Origin of the sequence: Bradyrhizobium sp. B097 (genome assembly GCF_038957035.1) — a bacterium.
Lineage (GTDB): Bacteria > Pseudomonadota > Alphaproteobacteria > Rhizobiales > Xanthobacteraceae > Bradyrhizobium.
On record NZ_CP152412.1, the window covers coordinates 579622 to 600445 of the forward strand.

Annotated in this window: 14 protein-coding genes; 7 read left to right on the plus strand and 7 right to left on the minus strand. The window is 65.7% G+C overall.

Annotated elements, in window-relative coordinates:
- The first annotated feature begins 825 nt into the window (after positions 1-825).
- From AAFG07_RS02695 to AAFG07_RS02705, 3 genes are all read left to right on the plus strand, one after another.
- Entirely contained in the window at positions 826-1974 is a 1149-nt protein-coding gene (locus AAFG07_RS02695; RefSeq protein ID WP_342729439.1) for an efflux RND transporter periplasmic adaptor subunit, read from the plus strand.
- The gene (locus AAFG07_RS02700) at positions 1971-5144 is read left to right on the plus strand and encodes a multidrug efflux RND transporter permease subunit (RefSeq protein ID WP_342725900.1); all 3174 of its coding nucleotides are present in this window, start codon (positions 1971-1973) and stop codon (positions 5142-5144) included. The genes AAFG07_RS02695 and AAFG07_RS02700 overlap by 4 nt, the downstream gene beginning before the upstream one ends.
- A 295-nt stretch (positions 5145-5439) precedes the next feature.
- A complete protein-coding gene (locus AAFG07_RS02705) occupies positions 5440-6630 on the plus strand; it encodes an ABC transporter substrate-binding protein (RefSeq protein ID WP_342725901.1) in 1191 nt (396 codons plus the stop codon).
- Between the two features lie 175 nt (positions 6631-6805).
- Here AAFG07_RS02705 and AAFG07_RS02710 read toward each other — a convergent pair whose 3' ends face one another.
- The 5 genes from AAFG07_RS02710 to AAFG07_RS02730 form a co-directional block, all read right to left on the minus strand.
- Entirely contained in the window at positions 6806-7195 is a 390-nt protein-coding gene (locus AAFG07_RS02710; protein WP_342729440.1) for an MAPEG family protein, read from the minus strand.
- 106 nt (positions 7196-7301) lie between these two features.
- A complete protein-coding gene (locus AAFG07_RS02715) occupies positions 7302-8411 on the minus strand; it encodes a lipocalin-like domain-containing protein (RefSeq protein WP_342725902.1) in 1110 nt (369 codons plus the stop codon).
- A 176-nt stretch (positions 8412-8587) separates the two neighbouring features.
- The gene (locus tag AAFG07_RS02720) at positions 8588-11047 is read right to left on the minus strand and encodes an ABC transporter permease (RefSeq protein WP_342725903.1); all 2460 of its coding nucleotides are present in this window, start codon (positions 11045-11047) and stop codon (positions 8588-8590) included.
- Positions 11044-11697 (minus strand): ABC transporter ATP-binding protein, encoded by a 654-nt coding sequence (locus AAFG07_RS02725; RefSeq protein ID WP_342725905.1) that lies wholly within the window; start codon positions 11695-11697, stop codon positions 11044-11046. Before AAFG07_RS02725 ends, AAFG07_RS02720 begins: the two co-directional genes overlap by 4 nt.
- Positions 11698-11737: 40 nt before the next feature.
- Positions 11738-12496 carry a class I SAM-dependent methyltransferase gene (locus tag AAFG07_RS02730; protein ID WP_342725906.1) on the minus strand — a complete coding sequence of 253 codons (759 nt, stop codon included), beginning with the start codon at positions 12494-12496 and terminating at the stop codon, positions 11738-11740.
- Between the two features lie 246 nt (positions 12497-12742).
- On the opposite strand from AAFG07_RS02730, the gene AAFG07_RS02735 reads away from it, so the two are divergent.
- The gene (locus tag AAFG07_RS02735) at positions 12743-14071 is read left to right on the plus strand and encodes an MFS transporter (protein WP_342725907.1); all 1329 of its coding nucleotides are present in this window, start codon (positions 12743-12745) and stop codon (positions 14069-14071) included.
- Positions 14072-14261: 190 nt separating this feature from the next.
- Here AAFG07_RS02735 and AAFG07_RS02740 read toward each other — a convergent pair whose 3' ends face one another.
- Positions 14262-15980 carry an amidohydrolase family protein gene (locus AAFG07_RS02740; protein WP_342725908.1) on the minus strand — a complete coding sequence of 573 codons (1719 nt, stop codon included), beginning with the start codon at positions 15978-15980 and terminating at the stop codon, positions 14262-14264.
- A 120-nt stretch (positions 15981-16100) separates the two neighbouring features.
- Here AAFG07_RS02740 and AAFG07_RS02745 point away from each other — a divergent pair, with 120 nt between their 5' ends.
- Positions 16101-16256 carry a hypothetical protein gene (locus tag AAFG07_RS02745; RefSeq protein WP_342725909.1) on the plus strand — a complete coding sequence of 52 codons (156 nt, stop codon included), beginning with the start codon at positions 16101-16103 and terminating at the stop codon, positions 16254-16256.
- A gap of 207 nt (positions 16257-16463) precedes the next feature.
- Positions 16464-18032 carry a CHAD domain-containing protein gene (locus AAFG07_RS02750; RefSeq protein ID WP_342725910.1) on the plus strand — a complete coding sequence of 523 codons (1569 nt, stop codon included), beginning with the start codon at positions 16464-16466 and terminating at the stop codon, positions 18030-18032.
- A gap of 33 nt (positions 18033-18065) precedes the next feature.
- Here the strand turns inward: AAFG07_RS02750 and AAFG07_RS02755 are convergent, their stop codons facing one another.
- On the minus strand, positions 18066-19298 hold the full coding sequence (locus AAFG07_RS02755) for an MFS transporter (RefSeq protein WP_342725911.1): 1233 nt from the start codon (positions 19296-19298) through the stop codon (positions 18066-18068).
- A gap of 223 nt (positions 19299-19521) precedes the next feature.
- Here AAFG07_RS02755 and AAFG07_RS02760 point away from each other — a divergent pair, with 223 nt between their 5' ends.
- Positions 19522-20769 (plus strand): hypothetical protein, encoded by a 1248-nt coding sequence (locus AAFG07_RS02760; RefSeq protein WP_342725912.1) that lies wholly within the window; start codon positions 19522-19524, stop codon positions 20767-20769.
- Positions 20770-20824: the final 55 nt, after the last annotated feature.

The following is a 20824-nucleotide window of genomic DNA, read 5'->3' on the forward strand; positions in this document are numbered from 1 at the left end:
TACAATTGTTGGGGACGATGACGTGTGAAGCCGTTCACACGTTGAAGTTGATCGCCCGCGACCGGCGATCGCGCCAAGCCGCCTGCAATTCGAGAAAGCCGCGATGTTCGCGGAGCCGCGGCATCAGCAAGATCAAATGCGCTTGCCATTTACGTCGTCGCTTTCACACACTCGCGCCGCGACAAAACACTATGAATGTTCGAGAAAAATGCGGCCGGCCAAGAATATTCATGCTTTGGCAACCATGACCGTATTGGCGATACTACCGGGTGTCAATGTGTGTCCGGATGACAACCTCGCCGTTAACGACGATTTCGCCGTGCAGCGGGAGGTAGAGTATGGGAGCTTGGCTGGTCGTGACGAAAGGTTCCTGTGCCAAAAGTAGAATCGGGGGCGGTGTGACGAATCTGTGAAACGAACTCGCGTTGTGATTGATTCGCGACGATCCGTCTGTGACCTTGCGCCCTCGATAGGCCAGCCAAACTGCCCCTTTTCGTCGTCCCGGTTTCGCGCGCGTGTCGTAAGGCTTTCAGACTACGAAACTATTTGCTTGATCCGGCGGCCATCTTGAACAGACTGTGGTGCGGCTACATCTGTGACGTCCGCTGCCGCGACATTGCGGTGGTGAGTCCGTGTTGAATCACCGCAAGTTTCAATTGCGACTTTCGTAGCCCTGCTTTGGTCGGCGTGCTTCGTAGTCTTCGGGGGAGTAAGGAATTGAGTTCGATTGACAGAACGGAGCGTCCGGCTCCGGTGACCGGCGTCGAGCGTCATTCGCTTCGCCGCCAGGGATTCGTCAGGGCGTGCTGGCGCGGCCTCGCGCCGATTGGGCTGTTGGCCACGCTGACGCTCGGCGGCTGCGACGACAAGAGCGCGCAATCGCAGGCCGCGCCTCCGGCGCCGCCCGTGACCGTCGCGCAGCCGGTCAAGCGCACCGTCACCGACTGGGACGAATTCACCGGCCGCTTCGAGGCGATCGAGGAGGTTCAGGTCCGCGCCCGCGTCGGCGGCTTCGTCAACAGTGTCGAGTTCAAGGATGGTGCGATCGTCCACGCCGGCGATCTGCTTTACACCATCGATCCGCGACCGTTCGAGGCGGTCGTGCTGCAGGCCGAAGGTCAGCTCGCGGACGCGCGTGCCAAGGGCGAGCTTGCCAAGCGCGATCTCGAGCGCGGGCTCAATCTGGTGCAGACCAGCGCGGTCTCGGAGCAGGTCGTCGACCAGCGCCGCCAGGCGTTGCAGGCGGCGCGCGCTGCCGAAACGCAGGCCGAGGGTACGCTGAAGGCCGCGCAGCTCAACGTCGAATTCAGCCATGTGCTGGCGCCGATCGCCGGCCGCGTCAGCCGGCATCTGGTGACGCCGGGCAATCTGGTGCAGGGCAGCGAGAGCGGAGCGACGCTGCTCACCTCGATCGTGTCGCTCGATCCGATCTACATCTATTTCGACGTCGACGAGGCGACCTATCAGCGCAACAGCAAGCTGTGGTTCGAAGGCCGGCGGCCGAGCTCGCGCGATACGGCGAACCCGGTGCAGGTGACCCTGACCGGCGAGACCAAGCCCTCGCATGAGGGCAAGATGGACTTCCTCGACAACCGCCTCGACGTCTCCACCGCAACGCTGCGCAGCCGCGCGGTGATCCCGAACAAGGACCTCTCGATCCTGCCCGGCCAGTTCGGCCGCGTCCGCCTGATCGGCTCCTCGCCCTATGAGGCGCTGCTGATCCCGGATACCGCCATCGCCACCGACCAGTCGCGCAAGATCGTGTTCGTGGTCAAGGACGACAACACGGTGGAAGCACGAACGGTCACGCTCGGACCGCTGGATGAGGGCCTGCGCGTGATCCGCGAAGGCCTCAAGCCGGAGGACCATGTGATCGTCGACGGGCTGCAACGCGCCCGCGTCGGCGCCAAGGTGACGCCGAAAATGGCCCAGGCTCCGGCAGGAGACAAGCCGGCGGCAGGTGCCAAGCCATGAATCTCGGCAGGCTCTCCATCAACCAGCCCATCCTCGCGATGGTGCTGTCGATCGTGCTGCTGATCGTCGGCGCGATTGCCTATCCGACGCTGCCGGTCTCGGAATATCCGCAGGTCGTGCCGCCGACCGTCACGGTGACCACGCAGTACCCGGGCGCCTCGGCGCAGACCGTGTCCGACACCGTCGCCGCTCCGATCGAGCAGGAGATCAACGGCGTCGAGGACATGCTCTATCTCTACAGCCAGGCGACCTCGAACGGCCAGCTCACCATCACCGCGACCTTCAAGCTCGGCACCGACCTCGACAAGGCCCAGGTGCTGGTGCAGAACCGCGTCGCGATCGCGCAGCCGCGGCTGCCTGAAGAAGTCCAGCGCAACGGCGTCGTCACCCGCAAGAACTCGCCCGACATCCTGATGGTCGTGTTCATGCTGTCGCCCGACGACACGTTCGACCAGCTCTACATCTCCAACTACGCGCTGCTGCAGGTCCGTGACCAGCTGTTGCGGCTCGACGGCGTCGGCGACATCCAGATGTTCGGCGCGCGCGATTACTCGATGCGGCTGTGGCTCGATCCCGACCGCATCGCCAATCTCGGCCTGACCTCGGGCGAGGTGCTGGCGGCGATCCGGGCGCAGAACCTGCAGATCGCGGGCGGCCAGATCGCCGAGCCGCCGATCGCCGATCGCGCCTTCCAGCCGAATCTCGTGTTCACCGGCCGTCTCAAGGACATCAGGCAGTTCGAGGACATCGTGGTGAAGGCCGGCTCCGACGGCCGTACCGTGCGCCTGCGCGACGTCGCCCGTGTCGAGCTCGGTGCGCTGTCCTACGCGACCAACAGCTTCCTGCTGCGCAAATCGGCGGTCGCCCTGCTGGTGACGCAGCGGCCGGGATCGAACGCGCTCGCCACTGCCAAGAGCATCTCCGACACGATGGAGCACATGAAGGCGAGTTTCCCGAAGGGGCTCGACTACAACATCGGCTACAACCCGACCGAGTTCATCGCCCAGTCGGTTCATGAGCTGATCAAGACGATCTACGAGGCGATGGCGCTCGTCGTCATCGTGGTGCTGGTGTTCCTGCAGGGCTGGCGGCCTGCGATCATCCCGATCATCGCGATCCCGGTGTCGCTGGTCGGCACCTTTGCGGTGATGGCCGCGCTCGGCTTCTCGATCAACAATCTGACCTTGTTCGGCCTGGTTCTCGCGGTCGGCATCGTGGTCGACGACGCCATCGTGGTGGTCGAGAATGTCGAACGCCATCTCGAGCACGGCATGAGCCGGCGCGAGGCCGCGCTCAAGACCATGGAGGAGGTCGGCGGCGCGCTGGTCTCGATCGCGCTAGTGCTGTGCGCGGTGTTCGTGCCGACCGCCTTCCTCGGCGGCATCTCCGGGCAGTTCTTCCAGCAATTCGCGGTCACGATCGCGGTCGCGACCGCGATCTCCTGCTTCTGCTCGCTGACGCTGTCGCCGGCGCTGGCCTCGCAGATCCTGGTCCCGCACGAGGAGAAGCGCCCGCCGGCGCGCTGGAACATCATCGCGCGCGGCTGGGACAGCTTCACCGCGCTGTTCAACCGCGTGTTCGACCGGCTGGCGCATGGCTATGCGGCGGTTGCCGACTTCGTGATCCGGCACACGGTGGTGATGGTCGCGATCTACCTCGTGTTGATCGGCAGCGCCGGCTGGCTGCTCGCGACCACCTCGCAGGGCTTCATCCCGGCGCAGGATCGCGGCTACGTCATCATCTCGGCACAGCTGCCGGGCGCCGCGTCGCTGGCGCGGACCACGGCTGTCGTGCGCGAGATCGAGCGGATCGCGCTGGATACGCCCGGCATCGTTCGCGTCGCGGCGTTCGCCGGCTTCTCCGGCGCGACGCGCACGCAGGCGGGTAATGCCGCGGCGTTGTTCCCGGTGTTCGACGAGCCGGAGGCGCGCCTGAAGAAGGGACAGACGGCGACCGCGATCACGGCCGACCTGCGCAAGCGTCTGTCGGTGATCCAAGGCGCCTTCATCATCGTCATTCCGCCGCCGGCCGTGCCCGGTATCGGCACCGGCGGTGGTTTCACCATCCGCGTCCAGGATCGACAGGGACGCGGGCCCGAATTGCTGGCGTCCGCGACCGACGAACTGGTGTTGGCCGCGCGCAAGTCGCCGAGCCTCACATCGGTGTTCTCGCCGTATTCTGCGAACACCCCGCAGCTGTTCGTCGATATCGATCGCGTCAAGGCGCAGAAGCTCGGCGTTCCCATCGCCAACATCACCGACACGATCGAGACCTATTTCGGCTCGACCTATGTCAACGACTTCAACCTGTTCGGACGCACCTATCACGTCACGGCGCAGGCTGACCTGCCGTTCCGCAAGGAGACCACCGATCTTTCGCGGCTACGCACCCGCAACGGTGCCGGCGACATGGTGATGCTCGGCAGCGTCGTGGACTTCAAGGACATCTCGGGACCCGACCGTGTCGCACGCTACAATCTCTACTCGGCGTCCGAACTGCAGGGTGAGCCGGCGCCGGGCGTCAGCTCGACGACAGCGCTCAACACCATCAAGAAGCTCGCCGACGAAACCCTGCCGAGCGGCTTCTCGTTCGAATGGACCGACCTGTCCTACCAGCAGATCAACGGCGCCAATGCGGGCCTCTACGTGTTCCCGGTCTGCGTGCTGTTCGTCTATCTGGTGCTGGCCGCGCAATATGGCAGCTGGACGCTGCCGTTCGCGGTGATCCTGATCGTGCCGATGTGCCTGTTCGCGGCCACCATCGGCGTGCGCATCATGGGCCAGGACGTCAACATCCTGACCCAGATCGGCTTCGTGGTGCTGGTGGGGCTCGCCGCCAAGAACGCGATCCTGATCGTCGAGTTTGCGCGCGATATCGAGCTCGAGGGCCGGCCACGGCTGGAGGCGGTCATCGAGGCCTGCCGGCTCCGCCTGCGGCCGATCCTGATGACGTCGTTCGCCTTCATCCTCGGCGTGCTGCCGCTGGTGCTGTCGACCGGCTCGGGCTCGGAGATGCGGCAGGCGGTTGGTGTCGCCGTGTTCTTCGGCATGCTCGGCGTCACCTTGTTCGGCCTCGTCTTCACGCCGATCTTCTACATGGTGGTGCGCAACCTCGCGGAAGGAAAGAACGAGGGCAAGCCGAAGGAACCCGCAGCGAACATGGCGGGGTAGCGGCGGCATTCGCCGTACCGCGGCAGCAAGTCCTTCCCCGTCATCCTGAGGTGCGAGCCCTTGCGAGCCTCGAAGGATGCACGGCCACCAGCCGGGCCATCGACCCTTCGAGGCTCGCCCAGCGGCGCAATTGCGCCGCAAGGCTCGCACCTCAGGGTGACGGAGCAGATATTGTGCGGACTTGCGTCGACAAGCCCATACTAACGGCTGAGCGGAAAGAGATGGGCAGGCGCGGGGTTATAAAATAATGTCGCGCCGATTTTTCCTGATGAGAGACTGCTGGGAGAGCACAAAAATGAAGTCGGGATTTTTGGCTGCGGTCGCGGCTTGCAGCTTGATGCTTGCGGCGCCGGCGTCGGCACAAGGTGTCAAGATCGGCATCCTGAACGACCAGTCGGGCGTCTACGCCGACTACGGCGGAAAGTATTCGCTCGAGGCGGCGCGGATGGCGGTCGAGGATTTCGGCGGCGAGGTGCTGGGCCAGAAGATCGAGATCGTCACCGCCGACCATCAGAACAAGCCGGACCTCGCGACCGCGATCGCGCGGCGCTGGTACGACACCGAGGGTGTCGACATGATCACCGAGCTGACGACGTCTTCGGTCGCGCTCGCGGTGCAGGAGCTGTCCAACGAGAAGAAGAAGATCGACATCGTGGTGGGCGCGGCGACCTCGCGCATCACCGGCGATGCCTGCACGCCCTATGGCTTCCATTGGGCGTTTGACACCCGTGCGCTAGCCGTCGGTACCGGCAGCGCACTGGTGAAGGCGGGCGGCGACAGCTGGTTCTTCCTCACCGCCGACTATGCCTTCGGCTATGCGCTGGAAAAAGACACCAGCGAGATCGTGAAGGAGAGCGGCGGTAAGGTATTGGGCTCCGTTCGCGTGCCGCTCAATTCGTCGGACTTCTCCTCTTTCCTGCTGCAGGCACAGAGCTCGAAGGCCAAAGTCATCGGGCTCGCCAATGCCGGTCTCGACACGGTCAATTCGATCAAGCAGGCGGCCGAATTCGGCATCGTGAAGGGCGGTCAAAAGCTCGCCGGTCTACTCATGGTGCTTTCGGACGTGCACGGTCTCGGGCTTGAGACCGCACAGGGCCTGGTGCTGACCGAGGGCTTCTACTGGGATCGCGATGACAAGACGCGCGGCTTTTCCGAACGCTTCTTCAAGCGCACCGGACGGATGCCGAACATGATCCAGGCGGGTACCTATTCAGCAACGTTGAGCTATCTCAAGGCGGTCAAGGCCGCCGGCACGAAGGACTCCGATGCGGTGACGAAGAAGCTGAAGGAGCTGCCGGTCGACGACGCCTTCGCGCAGGGCAAGGTGCTCGCGAACGGACGCATGGTGCATGACATGTATCTGTTCGAGGTCAAGAAACCCTCGGAATCGAAGAAGCCGTGGGACTATTACAAGCAGCTCGCCGTGGTGTCGGGCGACAAGGCGTTCTTCACCGCCAAGGACAGCGGCTGCCCGCTGACCAAGTGACGCCTAGCTAGGGCAACAAATATCGGTGTCGTCCCGGCGAAAGCCGGGATCCATAACCACCGATGTTAGCTATTCTGCCGCGCTGGGGCCCCAGCCATCGCAAAACTCGACCCCATGGTTATGGGTCCCGGGTCAAGCCCGGGACGACAGCGGCGTGTGTGGCGCGATCGCGCCTTCAATGCACCAGCCGCCACACCGCGCCGCCGAGCGCGCCGATCCACAGGATGATGCACGCGGTGGCCTGAATGGCAAAACCCCGGCTGCGCTTTGTCACCGCCTCGCGATAGCCGATGAAGTAGACGATGCGGCCGATCACCCAGAGCGCGCCGAGCGCGGCCGCCGCGGCATCGCCGACATAGATCGCGAACAGCCACAGCGACGGCAGGAAGATCGGCATCCATTCCAGCGTGTTCATTTGGATGCGGAACACGCGCTCGAAATCCGGATGGCCCGAGATCGCCGGCAGCTTGACGCCATAGGCGACGCGGGCGCGCGAAACCTCGATCGAAGTGTAGAAATAGAACGCGACGGCAAGGCAGGTGACGATGGCCGTGTAGTGGTACATGTCGGGCGTGTCCTCTTGTTTCATTGGCCCCGATGTCATGACGGGGCGGCAGCGACCGGTGTGACAGGCTGGACGATTTTGGGCGCGTCGATCTTCTGTCGGCGTTTCAGTACCCGGTCATCTCAAGATAGCCGATTCCCGCATGGCTGCCTGCAAAGCGGATCGGGCCTTCCCAATAGGGGAAGCTGGTCCCCATCCAGGCCTTCGGATTGACCGGCGTGGTCTCGATGGCAAGGCCGCGCGCCGGAAGGGCGACGCGCCATGACGTCGGCAGCTTGCGGCCGTCGATCTCGGTGATCGCAATCGGCGTGATGTTGTTGCCGGGGCCGGCGATCGCGGCCGAGCGGCCGTCCGGCGTGAACCAGTTGCCGAACAGGTTCTCGCGGCCGTCCTTCTGGCGCAGCCGGTACAGCATCAGTTTCTCGTCGCCGGGCAGATGCAGCGAGAACCAGTCCCAGCCGGTCTGGTCCGCCGCCAATGGCTGGCTGCTCCATTCGCGATCCATCCAGGCCATGCCCGTGACGTCGACCGCGCTATCGTCGATCACGATGCGGCCGGACGCCTGGTAGAACGGCTGGCTGTAGTAATAGGAGGCCTGTCCGCGATCCGACTTGCGGCTGTAGCCGTGGTCGCCCTGCAGCACCAGCGGGCGATTGGCGTCGAGGCGGAGCGCGGTGCTGAAGTCGGCAGCCGAAGCCTTCAGCTCGAGCGGCGCGACGCGCTGCGCATCGAATGGGTCGAGCCCGTGCATCTCCCAGGCGTCGACCCAGGCACGGAACGGCGTGGCTTCGACACCGGCCTGACCGATGCCGCCGCGCGCAAACGTCTCGCTGAAACGATGCGTGGTGGCGGTGATCACGGCGGCGTGGCCCATCCAGACCTGTTGGTTGGCCCAGCCCTCGCTGGGGCCGCCCGGCTTCATCGCCTGGCGGAACAGCGTCCATTGCGCGCCATAGGCTGCACCATTCGCGCCGGCGAGATTCGCCGTCACGTACCACCATTCGATCCGGAACTCCGGATGCGGGCCGTGATCGATTGGGAATGCGAATGGCTTGCCCAGCGTGACGGCGGCAAAACCTTCGGCATTCTCGCCGAGCCCGGCAAAGCCCTGCGCACGGCTCTTGCCGCCGAGCGCAAGCGCCAGCGCGCCGCCGGCAAAGGCGCGGCGAGTGATGATCGCGCGAGCGGCGACCGTATGTCGTATGGACCGGCGCATCCGCAACCTCACTTCACCTCTCGCGCTTGCGGGGGAGGTCGCCGCGCGCAGCGCGGCGGGTGGGGGCTCTTTCCGACATGTGACTCGTGGAGATACCCCCACCCTGACCCTCCCCCGCAAGCGGGAGAGGGAACGCAATCCCTGCGTGGCCGTAGTATAACTCCGTCCCTTCGCAGTCAGCGCTCATTGACGAAGATCCTGATCAGGCTGGCCGGCTGCATGCGCGCCAGTCTAGCGACCGGCAGCGCCGCTGCACAGAACGCGGCGGCGAGCGCCACCGCGAGCAGCTCGATCAGCTGCAACGGGAAGACGTGGAACGGCAGCCGCCAGCCGAACGCCTTTACATTGACGATCGCAAGCAGGCACCAGGCGACCAGAAGGCCGAGCGGCAGCGCGAACAGCGCGGTGATCAATGCGACCGCCATGGTCTTCAACAGTTCGAGCGCCGCGAGCCGCCGCCGCGTCAGGCCGATCGCCCACAATGGCGCAAGCTGCGGCAGCCGCGAATTGGCCAGCGTGAGCAGGCTGGTCAGGAGCGCGATGCCGGCGACGCCGAGCGTGAAGGCGTTGAGCGCCGCGGTCACCGAGAAGGTGCGGTTGAACACCCGCCTGGATTCCCGCTTCATCGTCGCCTGGTCGGCGATACTGCGGTCGTCGAGGCCGAACTTCTGCTGCAGCGCCGTGATCAGCGGCGCGATATGATCGGGCGCGACGCGCAGCCCGATCCGGGTCTGCGGCGTCAGCGGAAAGCGCCGGGTCAGCGCGGCGAAGTTGACCGCGATCTGGCTTTTGGGGTTGCCGTAATCGGCATAGATGCCGACGATCTCGAGCGGCCAGTTGCCGCCCGGGGCAGGCACCTTGATATGATCACCAATCGCAAGCTTCATCCGCCGCGACAGCTGCTCGCTGATCAGACAAGTGTCGCCGGGACGCAAGCGCACCCAGGCATTTGCCGCGCTTTCCAGCAATGGCCAGTTGTCGCGATAGGTGACGTGGTCGGGCAGGCCGAGCACCTCGATCGGCGCGCCGCCGAATTGTGTATCGGCGCGGCCGCCGGGCAGGATCGCCTCGACTTCGGGCCGATCGCGCAGCCACGCCTTGATCTCTTTCGCCTGCTGATCGCTGGCGGCGCTGATGTAGACGTCGGCGGCGAGGCGGCCGTCGAGCCACACCAGGAAGGTGCGGCTGAAACTTTCCACCATGGTGCTGACGCCGATATTGACCGCGAGCGCGAGCAACAGCGCCATCAGCGCCAGCGACAGGCCTGAGAGCTGCTGGCGGCTGTCGGCCCAGAACCAGATGCCGACCGGCGCCCGCGCGCTGCGCTGGCCGAACGCGAGCGCGATCTGTAGCACCATCGGCAAAATCAGCGCCGCGCCGAGCATCAGCGCGGCCAATACCGCAAAGCCCGCGATCAGGGAATCGCCGAACTGAATGAGAGCCGCCGCCACCGCAAATACCGCGAGCGCCGCGGCACTCTGGAACATCAGCCAGCGCCGTTGTGCCTGCTGCCAGGCCTGCGGCTGCGCCGTCGCCAGCACCGGTATCCGGATCGCCTTGGCAAGGCTCGCGGCGGCGGCTGCGAGCGCGCCCAGGATGCTGATGGCGATGCCGGCGAACCACCAGGCGGGCTTGAGCGAAAGCTGTCCCGGGATCTGCGCGCCATAGAGCCCGCGCAGAGAGGCCGCGACATCGGGCAGCAAGGCTGCCGCAATGAAATAGCCGCAGACCAGGCCAATCAGGCCGGCGACCAGCGCCAGCGACACCAGCTCGATCACCAGCACGGTGTTGAGCAGCCGCGCCGAGACGCCGCAGGCGCGCAAGGTGCGTAGCATCGGCAGCCGCTGCTCGAAGGCGAGGCCGATCGCGGAGTTGACGATGAACAGGCCGACGAAGAACGACAGCAGGCCGAATGCGGTGAGGTTGAGATGGAAACTGTCGGTCAGCCGTTCGAGGTCGCTCTCGGCGCTCGGCTCGACCAGGCGGAGTTTTTCGCCTGCAACGCTTTCCAGCGTTGCATGCGGTGCTTTGGACTTGCCGACCAGCAGGCGCGACACCTGGCCGGGCATCTTCAGGATCTCCTGCGCGATGCCGATATCGACGACGAGCGCGCCGGGTGCGAGCTCCGCCTGCACGCGCAGCGGCGGCAAGCTCGTGCCGTTGGCCTGCGGCCGTTCGCCCTCCTTGAGGCCGAGATCGCGCAGCGTCTCGCCCGCAACCAGCATCTCGCCGGGCGGCGTGACGAAGGATAGCAGGCTGCCGCGCCCGACCGCCGGCGCGTTGCCCACCTCGGACGGCAGCGTCACCGGCTCGACGCCGAGCAGGCGGAAGCTGCGCCCGTCGATCTGGACCCGGCCCTCCAGTGTCGGCGACACCGGCCAACCGGCGCGGCGCAGATCGACGAACAGTTGTTGCGGGAAGGTCGCGCTGTCGCGGCTCACCAGCATGGCGGTGCGCGAGCCGCCGAAGGTCGCGGCGGCGCGGTCATAGGCGATGCGGGCCTGCTGGTTCAGCGCCTGCACGCCGCTCCACAGCGCGGTGGCCGAGATCAGCCCGATCAGCAGCGTCGCAAGCTGCATCGGATGCCGCCGCCAATGGCTGAGCAGCACGGCGAGGATCCAGAGCGCCCGCCTCATGCGATGACCCCGGCATGCAGGGTGACCTGGCGGTCGAGCGTCGCGGCGAGCCGCGCGCTGTGGGTGACCATCAGGAAGCCGCAGCCGGTGCGAGCGACCAGATCGCGTGCCAGTCGCAGCACCTCGTCGGCGGTGTCCTCGTCGAGATTGCCGGTCGGCTCGTCGGCGAGCAGCAGCAGCGGCTTCGGCGCCAGCGCGCGGCCGATCGCGACGCGTTGCTGCTGGCCGCCGGACAATTGCTCGGGATAGCGCTTCAGCAGCGGCTTGAGCCCGAGCCGCTCGACCAGTTCGTCATTCCAGGCGGCATCGTGCCGGCCGGCGATGCGGGACTGGAACACGAGATTGTCCGCAACCGTCAGGCTCGGGATCAGGTTGAACTGCTGGAACACAAGGCCGAGCCGGTCGCGGCGCAGCTCGGCGCGGCCGGCATCGTTGAGAGCGGAGACCGTGATATCGGCAAGCCTGATCTCGCCGCTGTCGGCGGCGTCCAGCCCCGCGATCAGATGCAGCAGCGTGCTCTTGCCGCTGCCGGATTCGCCTGACAGCGCCACGCTCTCGCCGGTCGTGACAGTGAGATCGACGCCGCGCAGCACTGCGACGTCTTCACCGGCAAAGCGGTAACTCTTGGTCAGGCCGGTGACGCGAAGCACCGCGGCGGTCTGGTCAGATGAAGCGATGGCCGTGCCTCATTCAAGGCTTCTGGTATTTCAGGACGAACTCGTCGATCGGCACCGGCGCCTTGAAGACGGGAATGTCCTTCGGGTCCTCTGCATGATGCAGGAAATCGGCCTCGGCCACCAGCTTGAAGCCGGCCGCCTCGATCTCCTGCTTCAGGGTGCTCTCCTCGATCCGGTGCAGCGTCTTGGCGACGCTTACGCCTTCGCCCGCCTTGGCCGAGTGGTCCGCGATCACGAGGAAGCCGCCGGGTTTGAGCGCGGCGAACATCTTCTTGTTCATCGCGGCGCGATCGACCGGCAGATAGCTGATGTCGTGATAGAAAAAGAACAAGGTGATCATGTCGAGGTTGCTGACCTCGGGCGGGATCGGATCATCATAGTCGCGCACCACATGGACCACGTTCTTCATCGCCGGCGCCTTGGCGCGGGTGTCGAACTTGTCCTTGACGAAGCGCTCGAGCACGGTCGCCGAATCCTGCGCGTAGACCTTGCCCGAAGGGGCGACGGTGCGCGCCAAGAGTTCGGTGCTGTAGCCGGCGCTCGCCGCCATGTCGAGAATGGTCATGCCGGGCTTGACGCCGGCAAAGGCCAGCATCTTGGCCGGCTGGCGGCGCTGGTCGACCTGGCGATCCGCATCGCTGCGATCGGGCGCGGCAACGATCGCCGCGTAGTCGGGACCGGCGGCGTCCTCGGCGCGGACTTCAGGCACCGCGAGCAGCGTGGCGGACATAAGCGCAGCGCAGGCGGCCGCGCGAAGGATCGATCTGTTCATGAAATAACCCAACCTTCAATAACCTCGGCTTTTGGTTGCCGCTAAGCATAGCAGCCGGCCCATGACAGATCACCGCTTCACTGGCCGCGACGACGCGATCGTGATCGGGGCGCGCTTGCCCGGCCATCGTGTCGCGCCGGCCACAGAACCCGAGGAAATGCGGGTTGCGTTGCGCGGCGAGGCGTGGCTAGCATCCCGGCGGGGCCGATCTTACGAGCCGAAAAACGAAACGACGGGGAGCCAGACATGACGACGCAACCGACGCCCAAGGGGATGTCAACGGGGATGTCGAAGGGGACGCCCAAAGGCGCCTGGCAAATCACCTTCCTTCTGTTCCTGTACATGGTGGTGAACTTTGCGGACAAGATCGTGGTCGGGCTTGCCGGCGTGCCGATCCGGAAGGAGATGGGTCTCACCCCGGAGCAGTTCGGCGATCTCGGCTCATCCTTCTTCTATCTGTTCTCGATCTCGGCGATCGTGGTCGGCTTCATCGTCAACCGCGTCGACACGCGTTGGGTGCTGCTGATCCTGGCGGTGATCTGGTCGCTGACGCAATTTCCGATGATCGGCACCGTCAGCCTCACCACGCTCACGATCTGCCGCATCATCCTCGGCGCCGGCGAGGGACCGGCCTTCTCGGTCGCCGCGCACGCGATCTACAAATGGTTTCCGGACGAGAAGCGCACGCTGCCGACCGCGATCCTGTCGCAGGGTTCGGCGTTTGGCGTGATCCTCGCGGTGCCCGCGCTGAACTGGATCATCGTCAATCACAGCTGGCATCACGCCTTCGGCGCGCTCGGCATCGTCGGCCTGCTCTGGACCGTCGCCTGGTTCGCGCTCGGCAAGGAAGGGCCGCTGGTGTCGACGGCTGCCGTTGTTGCCGACGAACCACGGATTCCCTACTGGAAGCTGCTGACGTCGCGCACCTTCGTCGGCTGCGTGGTCGCGACCTTCGGCGCCTATTGGGCGTTGTCGTTGGGACTGACCTGGTTCACCTCCTTCATCATCGAGGGACTCGGCTTCTCGCAGCAGCAGGCCGGCTTCGTCTCGATCCTGCCCTGGATCTTCGGTGCGACGATCGTGCTCCTGACCGGCTGGATCTCGCAGCTGATGCTGGCGCGTGGCTTCACCACCCGCGGCGCGCGCGGCGTGCTCGGCTCGGTGCCTTTGATCGTCGGTGGCTGCATCCTCGCTGCGCTGCCCTATGCGCCGCCGGGCGCGCTGATGATCGCACTGCTGGTGATCGGCTCCGGCCTGTGCGGCTCGATCTATGTGGTGTGCCCGCCGATGCTCGGCGAGTTCACGCCGGTGTCGCAGCGTGGCGCGATCATCGCGATCTATGGCGCGCTGTACACCATCTCGGGCATCATGGCGCCGATGGTGATGGGCAGTGTGATCCAGCACGCCGCCACGCCGATGGCCGGCTACATGAGCGGCTTCACCATCAACGCCGCGATCATGGCCGGCTCCGGCCTGCTCGGATTGCTGCTGCTGTGGCCCAACACCGAGCGTGCGCGGCTGACCGGCACGTCGCAGCCGGCGGGCACGATCAAGGGCGCGATGTCGCCGACGTAAGGGACGCGGCTTCCACCCTCCCCTGGAGGGGGAGGGTCGCTGAGCATGTAGCGAAGCGGAATGCACAGCGGGGTGGGGTGATCTCTCCATTCGGGCACTGCCCGTGTTGAGAGGTCACCCCACCCCGTCTCACATTTCGCTGCGCTCAATGTGAGCCGACCCTCCCCCTCCAGGGGAGGGTGTGTCTATCTCAATTCATCCCCTGCGCGCCGCGAACCAGCCTGCCCGGCCGTGCGCCGGTGGCCTTGCCTTCGCGCTGGGTCACCACGCCGGAGACGATAGTCGCGTCGTAGCCGTCGACCTGTTGCAGGAGGCGGCGGCCGCCGACCGGAAGGTCGTAATGCACCTTCGGCGGATGCAGGTGCAGCCTGTCGTAGTCGATTACGTTGACATCGGCCTTGAAGCCCGGCGCGATCACGCCGCGATCAGTGAGCCCGACCGACAGCGCGGTTTTGCGCGACTGCGCCGCGATCACGAACGGGATCGAGAGCTTCTCGCCGCGGCTGCGGTCGCGCGTCCAGTGCGTCAAGAGATAGGTCGGGAAGCTGGCATCGCAGATGATGCCGCAATGCGCGCCGCCGTCGGACAGGCCGGGCACGGCACTCGGTTCGCGCAGCATCTCATGCACGGCATCGAGATTGCCGTCGGCATAATTCAGGAACGGCACATAGAGCATGCCGCGGCCCTCGTCGGTGAGCATCGCGTCGTAGGCGAGCTCTTCCGGCTGGCGGCCCTGGCGGCGCGCCTGCGGGCCGAGCGCGTTCTCCGGCGGCTGCTCATAGTCCGGCGGATTACCCAAAAGATACATCTTGTCGTAGTTGGGCCGGAAGAACAGCGGGTCATCGGTTGCCGTCGCGCTCTCGCTCAGGATCGCGGCGCGCACCTCGGGACGGCGCAGATGCGTCAGCTGCTCGGCCAGCGGCAGCCTGGCGATTTCGCGATAGCTCGGATGGGTCTGGAACGGGTTGCGCGACAATTCCAGCCCAAGCAGCAGCCCGACGGGGCGCGCGGCGATCTGGGTCGTGATCGACAGGCCGCGGGCGGCGGCTTCATTGATGGTGTCCATGGTCTGCCGCCAGCGCCGCGGCGCCTTGTCGGCCTGAGCGACGGAGAACGAGATCGGGCACCTCGTGTTCTCGGCGACCCGCAGCATCATCGGCAGGTCTTCGTGGACGGTGCTCTGATCGAGCACGAATTGCAGCACGCTGCGGCCGACGCCGTGCATCGCGCCGGCGATCGCGGTCAATTCATCCTCGCCTGCCTTCAAGGTCGGCGTGTAGTCGCCGGTCGAGGTGCGGTGATTGAGCGTGCGCGAGGTCGAGAAGCCCAGCGCGCCGGATCGCACCGCGTCGCCGGCGAGCGCCGCCATCGCCTGGTTGTCCTCGGGCGTGGCGGGATCGCGGCGCGCGCCGCGCTCGCCCATCACATAGACGCGCAGCGCCGCGTGCGGCAGCTGCGCACCGATGTCCATGTCGAAGCTACGCTTCGACAGCCATTCCATGTAGTCGGGGAAGCTTTCCCACGCCCAGGGAATGCCGGCGGAGAGCACCGGCTCCGGAATGTCCTCGACGCCTTCCATCAGCTGGATCAGCCTGCCGTGATCGCTCGGCCGGCACGGTGCGAAGCCGACGCCGCAATTGCCCATGATCGCGGTGGTGACGCCGTTCTGCGACGACGGCGTGATGTCCTGGCTCCAGGTCACCTGGCCGTCGTAATGGGTGTGGACGTCAACGGAGCCTGGCGCCACCAGTCTGCCGCGGGCGTCGATCTCTTCCTTGCCCTTTGCGGAGACCTTGCCGACTTCGGTGATCTTGCCGCCTGAGATCGCGACATCGGCTTCATAGAGATCGCCGCCCTTGCCGTCGGCGATGTTGCCGCCGCGGATCACGAGGTCTGGGGTCGAGGTCATGGCGTTTCATCCCGGGCTGTTCTTGGTTGCGGGCATCATGGGTGAGCCCTTGATGCTGTCAACCATCGCCGGTGAAGCTCTGGGATGCGCTGGCGATGATTTGGCAGCGGGGATTGCGCGTTGCGGAAATTTGACCCCGCCGACCAGCGGCGGGTGCGGCTGAAGCTAACCGGCCTCGCGGCCGATCATCTCGCCGAACTGTCTGCGGTTCATCTCGATGAGCTGTCGCCGATCGAGCCGCTCCTGAAGCAGGTGTTGCCGCGGCGATCGGAATGAATTCCTGCTGCGCATAACGCTTCGCGCCCGCGCAGCGCGCTTTCTCGCGCTTGGATCGCGATGCGGCCAAATCCAACCTAAAGGCGCGATTCTAGATACAATTCGCGGCCAACGCAGCCTGCAATGGCGCGATGTGCCTTGTCATTGTCATGAAACCTTCATAGACCATGCTTGGGGGCGATATCATTGAATGGACGGCGGCCGGTCGTGACCGATGCGGGGACTCCCATTGCCGTCAGGCATGGCGATCAGGCGGAAATCGAACTCAAGCTGCTTGCGCCGCAAGGAAGCCTCGAAAAACTGCGCGAGGCAGCCTGCATCGTGCAGCATGCGCGCAATCGCGGTGCATTTCACCGGCTGGAGACGGTTTATTACGACACGCCGGAGCGGCTGTTGTTTCAGCATGGCATGTCGCTGCGCGTGCGACGCAGCGGCAAGACCTTCGTCCAGACGCTGAAGCTTGCGCCCAATGGCGCGCAGCCTCTGATGCGACGCCAATGGGAGGCGGCGGTCGAAGGCATCGCCCCTGATCTGGCGCGGTTCCCCGCCGACGAGATCGGCGATCCCGTAGCGGCGCTGAGCAACATTGCGCTGGTGCCGGTGTTCGCGACAAAAGTGCGCCGCCACGCGCGGCAGCTCGATCTGCCCGATGCGTCGGTTGAGATCGCATTCGACGAGGGGACGATCGAGGCCGATGCGCGCCAGGAAGTGCTGTCGGAAATCGAGCTTGAATTGAAGAGCGGCAATGCCGGCGTCCTGTTCGATCTCGGAACCCAGTTGCTCGATGCAGCACCGCTGCAGATCGGCACGCGCAGCAAGGCAGAACGCGGCTATGCGCTGGCGTTCGATGTCGCGCCGTCGGCGGCGAAGGCCGAGTTGCCAGGCATCACCGCGGAGCTTGCGGTCGACGACGTCATCGCGCTGCTGGTGGGCTCCTGCTGGCACCATCTTTTGAGAAATCACGCGGTGGCCGAGCAGGGATCGGATCCCGAAGGCGTGCACCAGATGCGCGTGGCCTTGCGACGCTTGCGGACGATCTGCGCGCTGTTCCGGCGCGACATTCCATCGCCGGCATTCCTGGCGATCAACAGCGAAGCAAAATGGCTGATGCGGCAACTCGGCAAGGCCCGGGATTGGGACGTCTTCGCCGAGACGACGATCAACCGTCTGGTCAGCGCGGTTCCGGATATCGATCTGGATGGCCTCCGCCAGGCGGTTCAACAGCAACGGAAGTCGAGCTACGGCACCTTGCAAAGCGTTCTGGCTGACCCTCGATGCAGCCGTTTCCTGCTCTCGCTGGGGCATCTGGTGGAACGCCGCGGCTGGCGCAACGAGATCGACAGCGAAGCGCTGGCTGTGCTGTCGCAGCCAATGCCGGTGCTCGCCGATCAAATTCTGGAACGATTGCATCGCAAGACATTGAAGCGTGGCGCGCGCTTCCGGCGGCTCGATATCCACGCGCAGCACAATCTCAGGATCAACCTCAAGAAGTTGCGCTATGCGGCGGAGTTCTTCCTGCCGCTTTATGCGTCCCACGCGCCGGCGAAGCGCTACGTGAAGCGGCTCGCCGGGCTGCAGACCACTCTCGGGCGGGTGTGCGACATCGGAAGCACGCGCGTGCTGCTCCATGCCATCCGGCAGGACGACCAGCCTGCGCTTCATCTCGGCATCGGCGCGATGGCCGGCTGGCTCGCCCGCGATCAGATCGCGGTGGCGAAAACGCTGCGCAAGAGTTGGCGGCGGTTCAAGACGACGCCGGCATTCTGGGGCCGGTGAGTTTGGCAGCGGAAGGCGATCCGCGCGGGTTGCCTAACGGGGCTGCGCCTGGGTCGCAAGTGCGGAGGCCCGCGGCTTGCGCTCGGTGACCAGCGCAAGCAGCACCGTCAGCACCATGAAGACCGCCGAGGCGCCGAACACCCAGTGCGGCATGTGCTGATCCATGATCCAGCCGAACAGCAGCGGGCTCACGATGCCGCCGAAGTTGAAACCGGTGGAGACGATGCCGAAGGCGCGGCCCGCTGCGCCGGGAGGCGCGGCATTGCGCACCATCATGTCGCGGGACGGCGCGATCACGCCGCCAAGGAATCCGGCAAGCCCCATCGCAAGCGTGAGCGCGACGGGCGGCAGGTTCACCAGTGCGACCAGCACGACCAGCACGGCATTGACCGCGAAGCAGCCTGCGGCGAGCTGGCTGTGGCGATGGGTCCAGTCGGCGAGATAGCCGCCGGCGAGCACGCCGGCCGCGCTGGCGCCGAGGAACGCGGTCAGCGCGATGTTGGCGGTCGAGAACGACGCGCCGTAACCGCCCATCAGCGCGACCACGCCGAAATTGTTGATGCCTGAGGTCGAGAGGCTGAGCAGCGTGAAGAACGCTGTCAGCACCATCAGCGCCGGCGTGATCACGCTCGCCTTCGGGGTCGCATCGTCCTTCGGCTTGTTCTTGTTGGCGCCGGCATCGGGAATGCCGAGCACGATCAGGAACAGCGCCACCAGCGGGCCGACCGCGCCGGCCACGATCAGCGCGCCGGGGCCGCCGATCGAGGCGACCAGCGCCGCCATGATCGCAGGCGCCACCGCGCCGCCGAGGAAGCCGGCAAAGGTGTGGATCGAGAAGGCGCGGCCCATCCGCGCCTCGTCCATATGGGCCGAGAGGATCGCGTAGTCAGCCGGATGGTAGACGCTGTTGGCGAGGCCGAGCGCCACGGCACAGACGATCAGCGACGTATAGCTCAGATGCAGGCCGAGCCCGATCAGCGCGCAGCCGCCGATGGTCAGCCCGATCAGCAGGATCTTGCGCGCGCCGATATGGTCGGCGAGGTAGCCGATCGGCGCCTGGGTCAAGCCCGACACCACCGCAAACACCGTCAGCGCGAAACCGAGTTCGATATAGCCGACGCCGAGCTGTTGCTTCAGGAACGGGAACAGCATCGGCAGCACGAAGATATGGAAATGGCTGACCCAATGGGCGACCGAAATTCCCGTCAGCGTGCGCAGCGCGCTGTCGGCCTTCGCTTGCTGCGGTGCGGCCAGAATGTCGACCATGTCAGTGAAGCCCCAGTTCCAAAGCGTTTTCGAGCGAAGTGGGTACCGGTTCGCGTGACGAAAACGCGTCAAAAAATGCCCGGCAGGGCCGGCAGAAAATAAGGGCTGGCCGCTAATTGTCCATGAACGCGGGCGCATGGCTGCCCCCGGCGCGGGCGTGCCGGATCGACACATGCGGCATTAAAGGCGGCGACAAAGTGTGGTCCTGCGGTGATGATCAGCCATGATCGACGCCAAAAAGCCGCTCCGGGTGCTTGTGTCAGAGGGCTCCAGCACCTCCGGCCGCGAGGCGATCACGATCCTGGGGCTGGCCGGCCATCACGTCGAGATCTGCGATCCTTCGCGCTGGTGCCTGGCGCGTTATTCCCGCTTTGTCCGCAAATACCACCATTGTCCGCCGCTGCGGTCAGATCCGGCCGGCTTCCTCCGCTTCGTCGAGCGACTGTTGGCGTCGCGGCATTTCGATGTGCTGCTGCCGACCCACGAGCAGGGCTTTCTGTTCGCCCGCGCCGCGGCGCGGTTGACATCACGGACCGGTCTGGCGCTGCCGGATTTCGACAGCTATCGCGCCGTGCACAGCAAGGCCGGCTTCAGCCGGCTGCTCGACCGGCTCGGCCTGCCGCAGCCGCCGACCCGGATCGCGCGCTCGGCCGACGAGCTGCGCGAGGCGGTGCGGTTTCCATCCGTGGTCAAGACGTCGGTCGGCACTGCCAGCCGCGGCGTCTGGTTCGTGCGCGATGCCGGCGATCTCAACCGCGCGCTCTATGATCTCGAATCCGCCGGCGATTTTGCCGGCGAGGTGCTGGCGCAGGATCTCATCACCGGCACGGTCGAGAAGGCCCAGTCGGTGTTCTGCCGCGGCAGGCTGGTCGGCTTTCACGCCTACCGGCAGATCGCGGCCGGCGTCGGCGGCGGCGAGGCAATCAAGGAGAGCGAGAGCCGGCCGGCGGTCCGTGCTGCGCTCGAGACCATCGGCGCGCATCTCGGTTGGCACGGCGCGCTCTCGGTCGACGTCATCATGCCGCTCGACAGCGCAACGCCGCTGTTGATCGACTGCAACCCGCGGCTGGTCGAGCCCGTCAATGCGTACCGGTCCGGCACCGATCTGGTCGATCTGCTGCTGCGCGTCTCGCTCGGCGAGACGCCGGCGCCGCTGGCCGATGGTCGTGCCGGCGTGCGCACACATCTGGCGATGCAGGCGTTGCTCGGTAGCGCATCGCGCGACGGCACCCGGCGTGACCTGATCAGGGAATGCGGCCGCATCGCCGCGGGCGAAGGTCTCTATCGGAGAAGCAGCGAGGAGTTGACGCCGGTGCGGCTCGATTGGCTCAGCGCCGTGCCGCTGGCGATGACGACAGCACTGCTGCTGGCATCGCCGCCGATCGCCTCATCGCTGGCGCGCGGCGGCTTCGGTGCGCATCTGCTCGATCGCGCAAGTATCAAGAAGATCGAGGGTGAGGATTTCTGCTAGCCCCATCCCCACGTCGTCCCGGGCAAGCGAAGCGCGACCCGGGACCCATAACCAC